The organism is Sphingomonas sp. ERG5, from assembly GCF_000803065.1.
Lineage (GTDB): Bacteria > Pseudomonadota > Alphaproteobacteria > Sphingomonadales > Sphingomonadaceae > Sphingomonas.
The window spans coordinates 88,105-103,714 of sequence record NZ_JSXI01000021.1; the positions used below are offsets into that span (position 1 = coordinate 88,105).

4 protein-coding genes are annotated in these 15,610 nt (G+C 64.8%); all 4 read right to left on the minus strand.

Features of this window, described 5'->3' with window-relative positions; translation table 11 throughout:
• Nucleotides 1-40 precede the first annotated feature (40 nt).
• The gene (locus tag OO12_RS08140) at nt 41-12,724 is read right to left on the minus strand and encodes a filamentous haemagglutinin family protein (protein WP_052215662.1); all 12,684 of its coding nucleotides are present in this window, start codon (nt 12,722-12,724) and stop codon (nt 41-43) included.
• Nucleotides 12,725-12,842: 118 nt separating this feature from the next.
• Nucleotides 12,843-13,253: a hypothetical protein gene (locus OO12_RS27960; protein WP_034158169.1), complete on the minus strand. Its 411-nt coding sequence runs from the start codon at nt 13,251-13,253 to the stop codon at nt 12,843-12,845.
• Nucleotides 13,254-13,321: 68 nt separating this feature from the next.
• Nucleotides 13,322-15,091, minus strand: coding sequence for a putative porin (locus OO12_RS08150; protein ID WP_235364713.1), 1,770 nt, complete (start codon nt 15,089-15,091; stop codon nt 13,322-13,324).
• 44 nt (nt 15,092-15,135) lie between these two features.
• Nucleotides 15,136-15,610 (minus strand): TonB C-terminal domain-containing protein (locus tag OO12_RS08155; RefSeq protein WP_034158190.1); only part of this gene is annotated, 475 nt, incomplete at its 5' end.

A 15,610-nucleotide genomic window follows, 5' to 3' on the forward strand; every position in this document is an offset into this window, starting at 1 on the left:
GCTCCTGACAAATGCGGCGGCGCGACGCCCGTTCAAAGCTTTATTCACCGAAACCGAGCAGTCGGACGGTGAAGATGATGGGTACGTCCGTCCGGATCGGCGGCCGGGCGCGTTCGGCAAGCCGAGTGGCTTCCGCGACGACCGAACTGGTTGCGGCGGAGGCGGCCGACAACGCCCCGGTGTTCACCACCGGGGGCAGCGGGATACCCTTGGCGTTGCCCTGCACCTCGATATTGGCGGCGTTGAGGACCTGAAGCGCGGCGAGGTTGATATTGCCCGAGACGCGGATACCGGCTTCACCCGCGTCGATCGTGCCGAGCGGCGCGATCAGATCGATATCGCCGGGTGCGACTTCCGGGATCGGGTTGAGCGTGGCGATGCCCGCGCCCGACGACGGCACTTGCGGCGCAAGCGCGACATTGCCGTATCGGTCGCTGGTACGCCGTGGCGGGGTGAACAATATGCTGGTCTTCGACCCGCGCCCGGCATTGATGTCGCCCTGTTCGGACCAGGCGAAGATACTGCCGCCAAACGTGGTCATGATCCGCGACAGGCCCAGCAACAGGCTCTTTTCGCTGAACAGCTGGATGTTGCCCTGGCCCTGGGTGATCAGGCCGGAGGATGCCGGCGGCACCACGCCCTGAACGCCAACCACGATCTGCCCGCCAGGCGCCATCATCTGAATATCACCGCCGAAACTGGTGCGGACCCCCGAACCGCCGAACATGATGATGTCGCCGGTGCGGACAATGTCCTTGCCGTCCTTGTCCTTGTCCGGGAACAAGGTGCCGATCATCTCTCGGCCGCGCAGATAGGAGGCGAAGCGGCTGCTGTCGGGTTCATTATATTCCCGGCCGCCTTCGCGCAGTTCGGCGTAATAGACATCGCGCAGGAAGACGCGCTGCTGTTCCGGCGCCAGCGCGTCGAAATAGGCCAGCGCTTCGGTCGTGGTTCCCTTGAAACCATAGCGACCGTCGAGCCAGCCGGCCAATTCCTTCTCATAGGTCTTGGCGACCTTGCCGTCCTGATCGGCTAGCGGACGCTTCGGATCAGCGAGATTGGCCGGATCGAGATAGCGGGTGCGTATGGCCGAGAAATTCGGCCCGTTCGCCCCCATTCCGGCCATCAGGGAGATGCCGGCGCCGGGACGGGTATCGCCGATCGCGACTGGTCCGATCGAGATGAATGAGCCCCTGCCTTCCTGCAGGATATTGCGGCCCGCCGACACTTCCAGCGTACCCGGCCCGGCGATCTCGAAATTGGCGTATAATATGTCGCGGCCCGCCTGGACGATCGAAACATCGGTGGCATTATTGTGGACGATCAGGTTGGTGCGATAATTGGCCCCCGATACGCCATAGGCGACCTCCCCGGGCGGGGTTCCGACACTGACGATGTCCCGCCCCGCCTTCATCCACACCGGCGCGCTGGCCTCGTACAAGGTCAACAGGTCGCCGAGCAGGATTCGGCGTCCAGTGCCCAGGCCGACAATGTCGCCTCTGAGCGCGTAGAGCCGGATTGGCGGAGCGTCGAGAGGACGATCAAGGCCGTTTTCCGCGGTATTTCGCCCGAATGCGAACAGGCTGGCATAAGATCCCGGCAAGCTTTCGGGAGAAAGATTGCTGACCAGTTCCGGCCCTCCGTCAATACTCCCGAAAAAGGCCGGATTGAAGGGTGTCGGCAGGGCAATTGCCGAACCGGACAGCGCAATCGTATGTCGGCCGACATAAGGCTCGAACGGCGTCCGTTGCCCGGCATGGATCGAGCCGGCCGCCAGGATTTCGAGTTCAGCCGCTGCGGACGGGCGCAGCGTGTCGAAGGTCGAGCCGGGAATGCTGTTCACCCGTGCCGAGGTGCCGAAATAGAGGTCGCCGCTCAGCGCCGCGACCCGCAGGATCGAGGGAAGTGTGTCCGCAATGTCGCTGGCTCCGCCGTCGAGGTTCGGTTCATCCCCTCCAGTGCCCGGCACCATGTCACCGCCGGCAGAGACCAGATTGATCGCGGTGTGATCGGTCCAGAGCGAGAACCAGCTCTGCCCGCCCCGATCATAAACAGTTCCGCCCGACGAGAAGCCCGACAGGTTCGGTGTCCGGCCACGCCCCGGATCGCCAACGCCGCCCAGGACGAGATCGCCCAATGTCTCCAGATAGACCGCGGAATCTCCCGGCACCAGAACCAGGCCCGCACGCGCATCGGCATAGACGCGTTCAAAAGGATCGACGACTCTGGGGTCGATCTCGCCGACACCGATAACGCCGGTATACTGCGCCTTCACGACACCCATCGAGGCTGCGCCGATCCGCGTCGCGCCGCGCAGATTCGTCACAGTACCGTTGATCGAATGCCGCTCATGCTGCGTGCCGTTGAGATCACCGATGGGATTGAGCGCACCGGCGATCCGCATATCGATGTCGCCGCCGCCGGTCAGCGTCAGGGCGCCACCCGCAGTGACCCGGCCTGTCCCACCGACCGCGACCACCAAAGCCTGGCTGCGCGCCGCCGGCCCATTCATCGCGCCCTGATAGCCGCGGAAGTCGATCGCTCCGGCATCCCCGCCGACCCGGATGGTTACATCACCGCCGCCAAGCGCGCCAATGCCGGTGAACCCGGCCAGTTGCGGGTGGATCGCGCCGCTCGGCTCCTTAAACGGCACATAGCTGCCGAAGTTGATCCACCAGGCGGTCGGAATCATCTCATCCAGCGCCGCCGTTCCCGATCCCTGACGCCAGAGCCAATTGCCCACCGCGGTCATTCCCGCGATGCCGTTGCCGGGTGTGCCCTTGACGTCGCCAATCAGATTCCGGCCTGCCGAGATCAGCACATTGCCGCCTTGGTCGGGATACCAGGCATGGTAGGTAGCAAGCGCCGGGGCATAGTCGACGGGCTGGTTCCCCAGCGGCGTTCCGTTGCCCCCCATGCCGCGCGGTCGATCGAACACTGCATCGACGCTCGTCGCGGCCCCGGCGGTATAGATGCCGTAGAGGGAGTCCATGCGAATATCGCCCGCGGCGATCACATCGAGATCGGCCGCGCCCGTCCGAATGACGCTGAACGCCGGTGCCGCCGGCGCGCTACCCGTCACGATCACCCTGGCCTCGACCACCTTGCAGAATTCTGGATTGGAGTCACACCAGAACAGGTCTTTCTCGGCGATCGCTGAGCCAGCCGGGCGGCCAAGCGAATTCTTGTCAGTCCAGACATAATCATTCTTGATTACGCATTGGCCGGGATCAATGTCGCACCACATGAGATCTTCCGGAGAGACCAGAGTGTTGGCTGGATATTCGAAGAAATTGCCCTCCGCCCAATAAGCGGTTCCACCGCCGATCGTTTCGGTCGTGAAACCAAGGATATAATGGGCATCGGCCAGCTTCACCGAACCGGACGAAGCAGGATTCAGCGCGCGCCGATCGGCCGATGCCAGGTCCGCGCCGGCGGTCAGCGTGAGATTCCACGACGTCGCGCCATCGCCCAGCATCGGCGCCACCGCCCAGTTGCGTCCCTGAACGCCATTCACGATCGGACGCAGGTCGACCGGCTGATTCCCCAGCAACTCGACATGCGTCATCGCGGGAATCAACGACCCTTGTGCCAGGGTAACGGGTGAGGTGATGCTCATCCCCACGGGCAACGCCACGCCCTTTGGCCAGGTGAGCGCCGCGATGGACGTCGCCGCGCGCAGTGGCGTGCCGGCACCGAGCTTCATGCCCGCACCAAGCGTGACAGCGGATTTCATCACCGACCCGGCGGCATAGGCCAGGCTGCCATCGGCATTGTAGATGTTGGCGGCGACAACAGTGCCAGCCGAAAGGTTGACATCACCCATCAACACCACGTCCACCGGCAGCACTGTTCCCGCCGGCAGCGTCATCGCGTCGACCGGCACGTCGTAGTTGAGTGTCGTTCCGGGCGGGAAGCTCGTGCCGACATCCAGCACGACGCCATCGATCGGCACGACGATGTCGCCGCCGAACGGGTCACCGATGTTCGACTCTGTCAGCCTCCAGCCCTTGTCGTCCGGCGTTTCGGGCGGTGGCGCGAACCCGTCATTGATGCTGCCATGGATATTGACGTCACCGGCGGCGCGGATCTGCAGCATCCCGGGCTCGCCAAAGCCGCGCCGCGCGGGATTGTTGCGATCGGCTCCAGGACCATAGCGATAGCCCGACAGGTCGAGGTCGCCCGATACGGTCAGGTCGCCATTGGGATTGTCGGCACTGACCTTGCCGATGATCTCGACGCCCGGCCGGAGATGATAGGCACCAAGGCCCGTCAGGCGCGCACCGAGCGCGGCGTTGCCCAATGCGGCGTTGATATAGACCTGGCTATCCATATCGATGCCGTCGAGCAGCGCCTGAGTGATGATCTGGGGCCGATGGCCCGTTACATCAGGCAGCAATGCCAGCGGCGCGTCGTCATAGCTGCGCAGGCCATAGACGGCGACGGTCTTGGCTCCCACAACGTCCAGCGTGCCCAGCACATCGACCGCCAGGTCATTGGCCCCGATACGCGGTGCAATCAGATCCAGCGTGCCACGTGCCTTGCCATCGCCGCGTGTCGATTCCGTCCCCGCGCGCAGGTCCACCCTGGCGCTGTCGGCCAGAGTCAGCCGGCCTTCCCGCGTCGTCAGCTCGACGGCGGCACGATTGGGGCTGTCGATGATCTTGCCATAACTGTCGAGCCGCAGCCCGGTCCCGTGCGCATCGAGCGTGCCGTTGATGGTCAGGTCACCCATAGCCGCCAGTCGGATCGATCCGACCTGGGCGCCGCTGGCGTCTATCTTGCCATTGATCGTCAGATCGCCGCCGTCGAGCACGATCTCGACGGCATGCGCCTTGACCTCATCGCCAACCGTCAGGTCGCCCTGCTTGATCTGGAACCGGCGTGCACCGAACACACCGCCCTCCGTCAATCGCCCATTCAAGCCCGAAAAGTCGGCGAGGGTCTGGGCGCGAACGATGATTTCAGCCGCGTCATAGGGAACGAACGTGCCGCCGGCGTCATAATTGCCGGTGGCCGCACCGAGAACCCGGCCTGCCAGAGCGACATGGCCCGCTCCTGCGCCAAGCGCCGTCAGCGTCAGGGTGCCGCCACGGTTGTTCTTCGCCGACAGGTCGATGACCGATCCCGCCGTCTGGGTGATGTCGCCGCCGGTGCTGGTCAGCAGCAGGTCGCCGCCCCAGCTATATTTCTTGACGTCGAACATCGTGACTTCGCGACCCGACAGATCGAGCCGCGCCCTGCTGCCCAGCACGATGTCATCGACCGCCGTCAACGCAAGGCGTCCCGACGGCAGCACCACAGCGGTATCGACGCTGATGCTGCGCCCGGACAGTTCCAGGGTCGCACCCAGCGCATTGCTGGTCGCTGGTGTCGTAGCGCCCGCCGGGGCCGTCACTGTGACCGCGCCACCGGCAGCGATGCGATTGACCGACCCGGCCTCGCCGGTCATCAGCGCAGTGGTGATCGCGAGGTCGCCGCCAGTGTGGCTGTAGCCCTTGCCGGTGACATAATCGCCCTGGCGATGATAGACCGACAGCGATCCCTTGCCGCTCGACGTGATGCGCTCGCTCGCGGTCAGATTGACTCGCGAGAAGCCCAGGGTCAGCCGGTCGTCGACTGCGGTACTGCTGGGTTGAGTATTGGGGCCATAGCCGAACAGGATCGATTTGGCCGCAATGTCGAGCGTGCCGTCGCCGAGCATTCCGGCCATCGCGGCGCCGGGCGCACCCGGTGCGCCGGTCCAGATGAACTCGCCGGTGCGGATGCTGGCGACATCACCCGCCGCGCCATAGCCGTAGATGGCGGGCGTGCCGAGAACCAGCCGCCCGAGCGAAGATATGCCGGTGGCGGGATTGATCGTGTCGAGGCTGACCGAACCGAAGATATTGACCGCATCGCGCGCGTTCAGGACCAGCGTCTCGAGCTTCGGCGCCCCCGTTGCGGTATTGCCCGCCAGCAGTTCCGCCAGCCGGCTCTGGTTCAGCGCCAGACCATCGGGAAGCCGTCCGGCGGCGGCCGCCGCCGCGAGGCTGGCATTCTCGCCAAGATTGACCGCCGACAGGCCGAGCACGAGATTCTTCGTACCGTAGGAAACATTGTCCGCAATGGTCAGCGCGCCCCTCGACGCGACTGCGATCGTCCCTTCGGAAAGAAGCCGGGTGGTGCCGTCGCACGCCAGGGTCACGCAAGCACCGATATTGATTTTGGGAACGATACTCGATTCTCCCGCCGGCTGACTCAGGATCAGATTGAACCAGCCATTGGAGACCGCCAGCACGCCATTGCCGGTGAACACATAGCCGTTGCTGGAATCAAAGCTGGTCGCGCCATGGCCGATGGTATCGATCGATGCGCCCTCCTCGATGGTGATATCGTTTCCAACGAGAACGACCTCGGCAGCCTTTAGACTGGCACCGCTGCGCAAGACGAAATCGCCATCGCCCATGGCGTCGAAAGACACAAACCGCCCGCTCTGACCATAGGCCGAGGCGAAGGAACCGTTCAGCACCAGACGCGGGGCATTGAGGGCGTTGAGGGCGTCTGCGCTGATCGACACACCAGCCAGGCCCTCGGTTGCGACCTGACCGGGTGCCAGGACCTCGCTCACCCCGCGCGCCAGGACCACGCCGCCATAGCCGTTGCTCTTCGCCTCGGCATTCAGGCGCACCGCACCATCGAGCGTCAAGACGGGCCGATGATCGGCGGCATCGGGCTTGGCCAGATAGAAATTCAGGTCGAGCGTCTTCGCGTCCGACGTCAGCAGGGCACGCGGCACGCCGATCCGCGCCGCATCAGCCATAACGAAGGCATTATATCCCATCTCGTTATAGCCCGAATGGGTGCGCACAATCGCCCCAGGGGTGATGACGACCTGGCTGGGCAGCACATCGCGAATGGTGGTATTTGCGATGCCGAGATGCCCGGCGGCGACGTAGGAACCGTTGCCAAGCGCAGAAACGCCAGACAGACCGATCCGGTCGCCCTTACCGATCTCGACGCGGAACGCACCGGGCAGCAGGGCATAGGTAGAGGGCATCAGCGTATAGGTGCCGGCCGGCAGGCCGGGCACGCCGGCTGGAATGGTGATCTGCCGCCCGATCCCCGGCGCGCCGTAACCGGCTTCGGGTGTGACCGGCGCATAGCCGACGGTGCTCGACGGCACGATCGCATAGACGGCACTGTCCGCTGAACTGAATTTATAGCCTGGCCCCGCATTGGCCAATGGTGTCTTGAGGATATCGACCGACCCGCCCCGGCCAGTGATGAAGCCTGCACCAAGCAATTCGCCGCCGCCCGACAGGTCGAGGGTCGACCCCTTTTCCGCGTTGACGTGGCTGGCCTGGAAGGAAATGACCGCAGCAAGTGGATCGCCGACGCCGTTGAGCTTGACCTTCGCGCCATTGTAGAAATAGCTCAATCCATCGACCGTACCGCCATAGGGTATGACCAGCCCTGCGCCACTGACCGAGGTCAGGCTGCCCGCCAGCAGATTCACGACGTCCGGATAGGCAAATTGCCGAACGCCGCCGAACCGGATCTGCCCCAGCGGCGCTCGGACCACACCACCCTGATTGATGGTTTCAGCCGAAAAAATCAGTGACCCGAAAACCGAATAGGGCATGGCGGCCTCGCCATTGCCATAGCGACGAATGTTGAGAACGCTGCCCGCGGCAAGGCCGCCCTCCACGGTATAGCCGGCGGTGATATAGCCACCCGCGCCAGTGCCCGGATAGATTTGCGCGGCGGTCAGGTTGATGTCGCCCGGCGTCGCCAGTTCAGTGGTGGTGGCGCCGCTCAGCCCAAGCCCGGCCGTGCCGCCAAGTATGCGCAGATCACCGCGGCTGGTCAGATCGACCAACGCGAATCCCCGGCGGTCGACAGTATAGGTCGATGACAGGATATTGACGTCCCCGCGAGCGCCAAAACCGACACGGTCGCGAATATCGACCATGTCCGCCGTGATCGAGAAGACGGCGTTGCTTTCCTGTTGTGACGGCCCGCTCCGCCAGCCAACGAACGGCAGGAGGTGATTATCCAACTTATAGCGCGTCACGCCGGCGAGCCGCACATAGGAAGCGGACAAGGATACCTTCGTAGTCGCCGAGGCTCCCTCGCTCAGCGCATAAGCGCCCGCATAGAGCCGCAGGCTTTGCCGCATATCAAGGCGGACGTTGCCATCGAAACTGAGCGGACCGTCCACCAGCAGCGACAGATTGTCGAACCCGCCGGCTGCGATGCGGTCCACGCCGACACGCGTCGCGCCCACCGTCAGATTGCCACGGACATCCAGGGCAGTCGCGGTTGCCGGAATCAGGCTGTCGCCTTGCTGTTGCGCAAGAATGAATTCGCGGTGCCGCAATATATAGCTGGTCGCGAGATAGGTCTCGTAATTGGGGCTTTCGAGCGCCAGCGCCAGCGTCCCGCCAGCGGCGCCGTCGCCACCGGCCGCCGCGCGCAAGCTGCCATCGAGATGAAGTCCGATGCTGGATTTGATGATGATCGAGCCGCCATCACTGGCCACCGCCACCGGCGTGGATGCCATGTTCCCACCGCCGCCTGGAATATCCAGGATCGCCCGCGTTCCCGAGGCGTCGAGCAAGGCGCCGGGGCGAATGACGACAAAGGCGTCGGGCGCCGCGGCCTGGCCCGTTTCTTCCCAGTCCAGCCCCCCGCCGATGCTGATCGTGCCTCCATCGGCCACCAGCCCATAGCGGCGCCCCTGCTGATCGATCGCGGTGACGGCGCGCGCCGCGGCATCGAGCACTGCCGTTTCCCCGATCCACACCAGCCCCGGATGAGCGACGTCGCGATAATCGCCCCGCAGAGCGATCGTTCCGCCCCACGCATTCAGCGTGCCATTGATCGCGACGGTGTCACGACCCGACAGGCTCATCCGCTGTCCCGGATCGACCGTGATCCTGGCCCCGGCACTCACCGTGAGCGGGCCGTTCAATGTGGAGCCAAGTGTCAGGCTGGCACCGGCGCGCTGTGTCAATTGCCCCGCGACCGGATCGGCCTGATAAGTCGGCGGGGTCCATAGCTCCAGCGCGTCGCGCGGATTGGCACCGGTGGCGATCGTGCTGGCCGCTGCGGTGACGCGATAGACCGGCATGGTGACATCGAGCGTCGTGTCTTTGCCGACGACCAGACCATGTCGGCCAGCGACGTCATAACTGGAAAAACCGGTCTGGAAGAGAGCCGGATCGATCGACAGGGTCGGCTTGACGGCCAATGCCTTGCCGAACGCCGCCCCCGCCTGAACACGCGTGCCGCTGCTGATCGTGAAGTCGAACAGCGCGACGGCACCTCTCGGCAATGTCGCCGGTTGCGGCAAAACGGTTACGCCGTTGGGAAAGGCGTCCCGCGGCAGAACATAGCCGGGCGGCATCGGTGCATCAAAACTGTTGGTGCCCAGACTTTCGATAATCGACCCTGCCCGAAATGTCGGGACCGGCGATCCGGCGTCGCTCTCGACGGCGTAGAATCCTGCAGATGCTTGTCCGGGCTGCCTCACCCGCATGGAGTACCGGCCACTCACTGGCCTTGGCGGTGTCCAGTCCGCTGCCAGCGTAACGCGTGGATAAAGTCGAGAGCCGTTGATGAAGATGTTGCCGCCAATGGCCTCGCCGGGAAGCACACGCGTTCGGGTATAATTGTAATCGACCGGGAGAATGTCACCGACCTTGACCTGATAATCCTCCATCAGCACCAGATCGACCAGCGCCTGCTCGCCCGCGCCGAGGACGCCGTCCGTCTTCACTGCTTTGCCGCCGATCACGACGGCAGTGCCCGATTCCAGTTTCAGCGTGCCGCCGCCGGCGACACCATAGGCACGGATGTCGCCATCCAGCCGCAACAGGCCGTCTGCGGTGACCACCGAGGAGTCCATATCGGCGATCAGGGTGACGTCGCCGCCGCGCCCGCCCCGCGTGGCGCCCTGACCCAGCATGGCGCCGCCCGAAGACACGTCGATCAGGCTGCCCTTTTCGAGCGTCACGTCATGGGTGGATTCGAACCGCACCGAACCGCCGTCGATCAGGCCAAGCTTGTTGGCATCCGCGGCATTCAGCGCCGTATTGACCCACAGTCCGCGCAGGTCGAGCGTGGCGCCCTTGCGCAGTGTGATGGTCGAGCCGCCATTCTTGATCAGCGTGTCCGATCCGCCCTGATCGGGGCCGCCGCGGAAGAAATTGCTCGCCAGCACGCTGCCGCCCCGCGCCGTGACATTGGCGGCGATATCGATCACCGGCGCGAACAGCTTGACCTCACCGGCGTCGGCCAGCACCAGGTCGCGCTCGATCCTGATCGTCCCGCGCGTGCCGAGCTCGATCCCACCCAGCCCTTGCGCGTTCAGATGCCTGGCGTCGAACCAGGCGGTGTTGGTCCGGTCGACGGGAAGCGCCGCGCCAGCCGCCAGATCACCCGTCACATTCGCGACATCGCCGATCCGGACATCGGTGTTGTAAAGCGCCGGCCCGAGCAAGCCAAAGCGGCCGAGCACCAGCGTGCCGGCCTTGGCGACCGTATGCTGGCCCAGCGCATAACCGTCGGTGACGCCATCGGCACGCGCCCGGGTCTGGCGATCGCCATTGATCACCTCGGCATGGATGTCCCCTTCCATGATCGCGGTCGGTGTCGAGAGGATCAGCCGGCCGGCATCGCGACCGACGGTGTAACCCTCCTCCCAGCGTGTCGATGTGCCGCGGCTGAAGAAGGGGTGTGAATAGACCTCGGTATATTGCGATCCCCAGCGATCATGCTTGGCCATGAAGGCGTTGCCGACCGCGACCATCTTCATGCCGGCGGGCGCGTTGCGGATGTCGTACATCCGGCCGTCCGCGCCCATCACCCGGGTGGAGCGGATCAGGCCCGACCGATAGTCGAGCGAGCCGCCGGAGATGTCGAACTGCGCACCCTTCTGCGCGATCACTTCATTGCCCGACAGCGTGATGGTGCCGCCAACCGCCGTCCATTCACCAATGCCGTGCGCCGTATTTGCCAGATAGCCACCCACCTCCAGCAGGCCGCCCGGCGTGTACCAGCGATCACCCGCATAGCCGCCGGTGCCGTCGGGCAGCAGGACGAGGTCACGAACGTCGATCCAGACATTCTGGCTCTTGATGCGGGAATCCTCGCGATTGCCCGGGCTGTCGCGCAGCTCATTGCCCTGGACATTCACCTTGATCGCGTTGCTGCCCATATCGAGCGACACACCCCTGACACCCGAGACGTCGATCGACGCCCCATCGGCGACGGTAATGCGGCCCCGGCTGGCCTGCACGGCGACCTGGCCGCCCTGCGCCATCGTCTGCGACCCGCCCTCGAACCGCACCGTGCCACCGGTGACGATCTCGACGCGGCTCTGGTCGAGCCGGTCGGAGAGAGTCGATCGATCATCGAATCCGCCCAGTGTGACATCGACCGTCTGGGCAGCGGGCTTGGCCAGCGCATCACGCTGGCTGTTGAGCGCGGTGGCATTGCTGTCGAGTTCGGGCAGGATCAGCGTCAGGCTGTCCTTGCCCAAAGTCACTGAGCCCTTGGTATCGGCTGCGGAGTTGAGCAAATGGATCGAGCCGCGTTGATTGACGCTGGTGGTCGATACCAGCACGCCGTCCTGGCGGATTGTCCGCCCGCCAAGAGTGATGTCCCCTTCGCTGGCTTCGATCTGGCCGATATTGCTGACCGCGCCGGTGGTCGAGGCGCTGGTGATGAAACCACGCACTTCATTGCCGCGCGTCGTGGAAGACTGCCCTTCATTCGTGCCGAAACCACGCCGCAGGATGAAGTCGTCGCCAGCGACAAGCGCGGTCTGGCCGCGCGGCGTGGTGATCGATCCGGCATTGGTGACCGCGGTGCCCATCAACAGCACGAACCCGCCGCCCGCCGTCACCGATTTGGGGGTATGGGTGGTGATCTGCGCGCCGGCCTCGACCGTCACCGCGCCGCCCGCCCCGGTAAAGACCGGCACATAGCTGGGGCCCGACAGACTCGAATAAATGCCGCGATTGAGGAACTGATCATTGGCGATATTGGCGGTCGACGCGATCAGATTGCGGGTATTGACCTGAGACGCGCCACCGAAAATGATCCCATTCCGGTTGATGATGTAAACCGATCCGTCGGCCTTGATGGTCCCGAGGATCTTGGTCGGATCAGTCCCGGCACTGACGCGGTTGAGCGCTACCCAGTCGGTATTGCCCTTCTGATTGAACACGAGATCGGTCTCGCGCCCGACATTGAAGCTGTCCCAGGTGAGGATCGCCTTGCTTTCGGTCTGGCCGATCGTGACCACGGTGCGGCCATCAGTGCCCGTCGCCTGTGTCGGGCCGTTGGCGCCGATCCACAGGCTGGGATCCCGCGGGACACCGCCTGCGACCTGCAGCCCGCCCTGGCCGAGGCCGTTGGGAACGGTTGATTGCGCCGCTTTCGCCGCCGCCCGCGCCGCTGCCTGGGCGTCGCTCATCGCCTTGCGCGTCGCCGCTGCCCGCCGGAAGCTGTTGACGGCGCGCTGGCTGGCGCTGCTGGTCTGGGCCTGGCTCGCGGCCTGCTGCTGCGCCTGACGAATGGCGTTGTCGACCGGACTGCCGCCGCCACGATTGCCGAAGCCGCGCGTTTGCGCCGCAGCCACGCCGGCGAGCATCAGCGACCCGAGCGAGACACCGATCAGCAGGCGCTGGCGGATCGAGGGAGCATGGGGCGAGCGGCGTTTGGCGTTGGTCATCGAGCGGAACTCCAGCAAGACGGTCGGCCGCTCCGGAAGAGAGGCTGGACCGCCGCATCCTGTGCGAAAAAAAGGAAAGCGATGTGACGGCGCGTGCCGTCGGAAGGGATGAGCACGCTCATGGCCGGCCTCCCGGACGGACTGGTGGCGGGATACGATTGGGGCGCGACGGATAGGCAGAATTGCCGAGATTGCCGCCCATCCGCAGGCGCGACCCCGGCAGGCTCGACACGCCCACTTCGACATCAGCCGAACCTGCGCCGGGAACCGGCGCCTCGATCGCGGCACGCGCCTGCTTCTGTGCGGCGCGCGCCGCCGCCTCGAGCTTCTGCGTCGCGCAATCGAGATGCCCGGCTTTGCGGCCCGCGATATCGACCTGGACGCACAGCGCAGGCGACGGCGCCACCTCGCCGATCCGGGACGACGGCTTCATCTGGTCCGCTTCACCTGCTGCCTCCTGAGCAAGAGCAACACGCCCGATGAAAAACGCGATCAGCGCAACGAACCATCCGCAGTCTCGCACCATCATGCGATGACGGCTTGGGGAAGCATGGCGCAACCGCGCTCGACAGGTCAGCAGATGCGCGGTCATTCTCGTCAGAACCGCGTCATCAGATCGACGAATATTCGATCGACCGAGAAGGGCGCGTCGGCGATCTGATCGGCCGACAGCCAGCGCACGCCGAAGATGGTATTCTTACCGAACGCGTAATTGCCGCCGACCGTCCAGCCCTTGTTGTTGGTGCCGCCGATATGCATGTCGCTATCGGCGAACGCGTCGATCACCGCGTCGGATTCCAGATGGCGGTAGCCGGCATAGGCGTTCCAGTCGCCGGGCTTCGCGGTCCAGTCGCCATACCAGTTGAGGTTAAGGACCGATCCGACGGTCACCCGTGACGACCAGCCGATACTGCCACCGTCATAGGGCCCGTCGATAAGAAGGGTCTGGCCGGGCTTTGCCGGATCGGGAACGCTGATCTGCGGTCCCAGATTGTTCCAGGCGCGGGCGGCAACCTTGCTGCGATTCCAGGCCAGGTTCTTGACGAAGTCGCCCTCAAACCGCACGCCAAAGCTGTCGGACGCCTTATAGTCGACCGCGCCGCGCAGGTTGAGAATCCGGAACCCCGTTGCCAGGCCGAAATACTGATTCTTCGGGCTACCGACCGGATCGTTGGGATCTGGAATGATGTTGCGGATCGGGAACATGGTGTTGCCGAATTGCTGAAAGGCCGGCCGCGTGGCGTCAGTCGAGCAAGTGAGTTCATACCAGTAGCAAGGCGCGGACACCTCGCCCTCGACCCCGGTATAATGGAAATAGCCCGCGCCCAGCCGGACATTGATCCGGTCGGTCGGCTTGAAATCGAACCCGGCCTGCGCGGCGAGCAGATATTTGTCCTTGCTCTTATAGGGGCCGCCCTTGCCTTCAGGGGCGTTGCGCGAGCCGAAATTGAGGTCGGTGTTGAACACCGGAAACGCACCGGCGGCGCCGAACAGCGCAAAGCGCTTACCGATCGATGCACGGCTCGACACTGCGACGCCATCGAAGTTCATGTCATTGTCGAACATAAGGTCGCTCACCCAGAACGGGTTGGCGAAGCGACCGAAATCGACATTGACGTCCTTCATCGGCGTCAATCGAAACGAGGCGCGGTCGAGCCAGAGCTCATACTTTCCGGTGCCATCCGCACCCAATGTCTGGTTCAGCGAGATCGGCGAATTGTCCGCACCCGTGGCGATCCGCACATCGGCCGTGATCCAGTCGTCGATACGCGCCTTGACGCCCAGGCGCGCGCGTAACCGGACGCGCTGACGATCCTCCAGCGTGTTGACGAAAGCGGGCGGAATCCAGCCCGGCGTCAGATCGTTGACGTTCTGCGGACTGCCGTGATTGATCGCGCCATAATTGGTGAAGATGTCGCCGTTATTCTTGTCGTAGAAGCGCGCCTCGCCGCGCAGGCGGACATCGCCGTACAGCGTAATGCGGCGCGTCCATTCGGGCGTCTCGCCGGGCTTGGACCAGCCTTCGCTCTGTGCCTGGGTGCCGAGTTCGGCGCGCACTTGCTGCACGATCTGATCGCGCACCATCTGCGGCACATAAGGCACGATCTGAGTGCCATCGGCAGCGACGCCGCCCGGCGGGATGGCAGCCTGGGACTGTGGTGCGGGCGTGACCACCTCAGCCTGGCTGATGATCGCGTCGGCATCGCCTCTGCTGATCACGCCCTTGGCGACCAGCAGTTCGAGGATCTTCTCGCCATCGACCCGGCGCTCCTGGGCCAGGGCGGGCGACGCGAGCAACGTGACGCCGGCGGCACAGGCCATCAGCGCAGGTTTGAGGCGGCGGCGTTTGAGCATGATATCGGACACGTGATTTTCCCCCTTGGGAGTTCGGGCTGGCATGACGGCGGCCGTCATGACCGGGCGTTGAGTTCGATGCGCATGACCGGCAGGCCAGCGGGCGGACGCTGCGAAAGTTGCAGGCCGGAGAGACGGCGTTCGATCGCCGCATCGCGCTTCGTATCCCCGGTACCGGAGAGCAGCCGGACAGAGACGATCTGCCCTTCCGGCGACACGGCGACCGCCAAGCGGACGGTGAAACGCCCCTTCAAGGCAGGATCGGTTTGCGCGGCGCGGCGGATGTCGCTCATCGCGATATTGGCATAGGCACCGAACGGATCGCCGCCGCCCCCCGCCTTGCCGCCGATCCGCGAGCCACTGCCGTCGCCTGCCGCCAGCCCATAGTTGGACGGCCCTGCGCCTTCGCGCGCGGTGAGCGCGTCATTGCCGGGCGCGGGCTCGGCCTGCGGTGTTGGCGGGGGTGGGCTGTCGACCGGCTGTTCGACCGGCATGGGCTTTGGCTCGGGCGGCTTTTCCTCCGGCTTGACC

Excerpts from the sequence above, each read along its gene's own strand:
- OO12_RS08140 (WP_052215662.1), bottom strand. The coding sequence starts at position 12,724 with ATGACCAACGCCAAACGCCGCTCGCCCCATGCTCCCTCGATCCGCCAG.
- OO12_RS27960 (WP_034158169.1), bottom strand. The coding sequence starts at position 13,253 with ATGATGGTGCGAGACTGCGGATGGTTCGTTGCGCTGATCGCGTTTTTC.